This window comes from Campylobacter concisus, assembly GCF_902460595.1.
Classification (GTDB): Bacteria; Campylobacterota; Campylobacteria; order Campylobacterales; family Campylobacteraceae; genus Campylobacter_A; species Campylobacter_A concisus_BL.
The window spans coordinates 981,653-984,292 of record NZ_CABPVA010000001.1 but is presented as its reverse complement, the minus strand read 5'-3'; the positions used below and the strand labels follow the sequence as shown (position 1 = coordinate 984,292).

1 protein-coding gene is annotated in these 2,640 nt (G+C 35.0%); it reads left to right on the top strand.

Annotated elements, in window-relative coordinates:
- Positions 1 to 2,640 (top strand): hemagglutinin repeat-containing protein (locus tag F3G86_RS10440; RefSeq protein ID WP_188116420.1); only part of this gene is annotated, 2,640 nt, incomplete at both ends.

The window sequence follows — 2,640 nt, the reverse complement described above, 5'->3', positions numbered from 1 at the left end:
CAAGCTACGCACTAAATGATGATATAAAGCTAGCAAATGTTGATCTGGATAAATTCTCTGAGCCAATATTTAATAGCCCAATAATAAAAAACCTAAATAGAAAGGTGAAAAACCAAGGGTATTACTACAGCCTTGATAGTATAAACTCAGCTTACATAGCAAATATCCTTGATGGCTTATATGAAGCTAGAAACGAGAGCATAAGTAAATTTAAAAAGGAAGCAAAAGATAAAAACGCAAAAGCCTCAGCTCTAGTAATGGCTAACAACATAGACCTAGACGCCAAAGGCAACATAAGCCTAGCTGGCAGCGTAGTGGCTGACAACATAAATTTAAATGCTGATAAAAAGATAAAGCTAAAAGGCGCGGAGCTATCAACTAGCGGCGATGCTAACATCGCGGCTAATGATATAGAGATAGATAGTTCTGACCTAAACTCTAAAAATTTAAACATAAACGCAAAGAGCAATATAAACTTAGATCAAAGCAAATCTCAGTTTAGCAAAGTCTCTAACCTAGAGACCACAAATGATATAAATTTACAAGCTGGCAATGATATAAAAGTCTCTGGCTCAAATTTAGATGCGAGTGGAGATATAAATTTAAACTCAGGCAATGATATAGAGATAAAAGCAGATGAGTTTAGCTATACTCACCACGCAAGCTCTAAAGGTATGAAATTTGATGAGAGTGTAAAAAGAGTAAGTGCTGCAAATTTAAACGCAAATAGCGACATAAATTTAAATGCTAAAAACACTCTTGTAGTCTCATCATCACATCTAAACTCTCTAAAAGACATAAATTTAAAAGCTAGCGACATCATACTAGCAGCGCAGTCAAACAGCAGCGAAGCAACAGCTATAAATAGTTCTAAATCGCTCCTTTCTAAAAAGCAAACCATAGATAGCGCTGTAAGCTCAGAGGTTGTAAGCACTAGCCTAAAATCAGGCAATAATATAAATTTAAACTCAGCTAATGATATCTATCTGGTATCGTCTAAGCTAAAATCAGACAAAGATATAAATTTAAACTCAAACAACAATATCCTCTTTGAAAATGGCTACAATGTAGAGGCTAGCTCTCATGCTTCTAAAAAGAGCAAAATATCTTTAAATCCAAATGCCTTTTATAAGAGTAGCTTTGATCTTGTTGCAAATGGCAGCAATAAGGCAGTTTATAGCACTATAGATTCAGGAAGTGATATAAATTTAAATGCCAAAAGTGCTCTTAGCCTAAAAGGTGCAAACCTAAACTCTGGTAGTGACATAAATTTAAACGCAGAGCTTGTAGCTATATCAAACACAAATGATGAAAGCTACCATAAAGAGGAGCATAAGAGTAGCAGGGTAGGTATCTTAAAGCCTAATGAAGTGCTAAAAGATATCGTTGTTGATCTAAAAAGAAAGCTAAACCCTCTAAAAGAAGCAAAAGATAAATTTAGCTCACTTAGCACACCTACATTTGTAATAGGAAAAACATCTACCAAATTTGAAAGCAATAGCCAAGAAGCAAAGAGCTCTAATATAAAAGCTGGCAAAAATATAAATATCAATGCCAATAAAGATATAAACATAGTAGCTTCAAATGTAGATGCTAAAGAGAACTTAAATTTAAAGGCCAATGAAGCGGTAGAAATTTCATCGACAAATAGCATATCTAATACCAAATCAGAATCTGTAACAAGAAAGATCCTTGGTAAGCAAAGCGCGTCAGCAAGCTCAACAAATGAAGAGGTTGTTAGCTCAAATTTAAACGCCAAAAACATAAACATAGCTTCAAACCAAGATACTACACTCTCAGGCTCAAATATCAGCGCAGATGAGAGCTTAGATATAAAAGCTGATAATATAAATTTACTACCAGCATCATATAGCTTAGAGAGCTCATCTAAATTTAAAGACTCAGGCTTTGGCGATCTAATGAAGTCAAATGGCGAAGAGAGTAACTCAAACTATAATCTTGCCATAAGCACACTATCAGCAAAAGATATAAGTCTAAACTCAAATACCATAAACGCCCTAGCTTCTATCATAGAGGCTACTAATGTAGATGTAAATACAAAGCTTTTAAATTTAGTCTCATCAAAGAGCACATCTGTAAATACAACTCTAAGCAATAATGCAGGAGTTTTAACAGCTACTGTAAAAAATAAGGGTAAGATAGAAGAGGTAGAGATCCCAGCTATCATTAAGGTAAAAGATAAATTTACACTAAATGGTAAGGATATAACTAATAAACTAGATGCCACAACCTTTAAAGCGATAAATGACTCTTTAAACTCAGAGGAATTTAAAGAGGGAGTTATAAGAGAGTTAAGATCAAACTCAAATACCCCAATAGATGAAGAGACGATAAATCAAGTAAAAGCAGTCCTAAACTCTAAAGAGTGGGAAGATAAGACAACTACTCTTAGTGGTATGGGAGCTCTAATAATAACAGCCATCGTTACATTCCTAACAGCAGGAGCTGGAACCGCTGTAGCTGGAGCACTTGGAGCAGCAGCTAGTTCAACTACAGGTCTAGCAATATCAGCTATGACAACAGCTGTCATAGCAAACTCAACAGTCCAACTAACAAACAACCTCTTATCTCATGGTAAGGTAAAATTTGACGCATCATCCCTAGCTAAATCAGCCATTA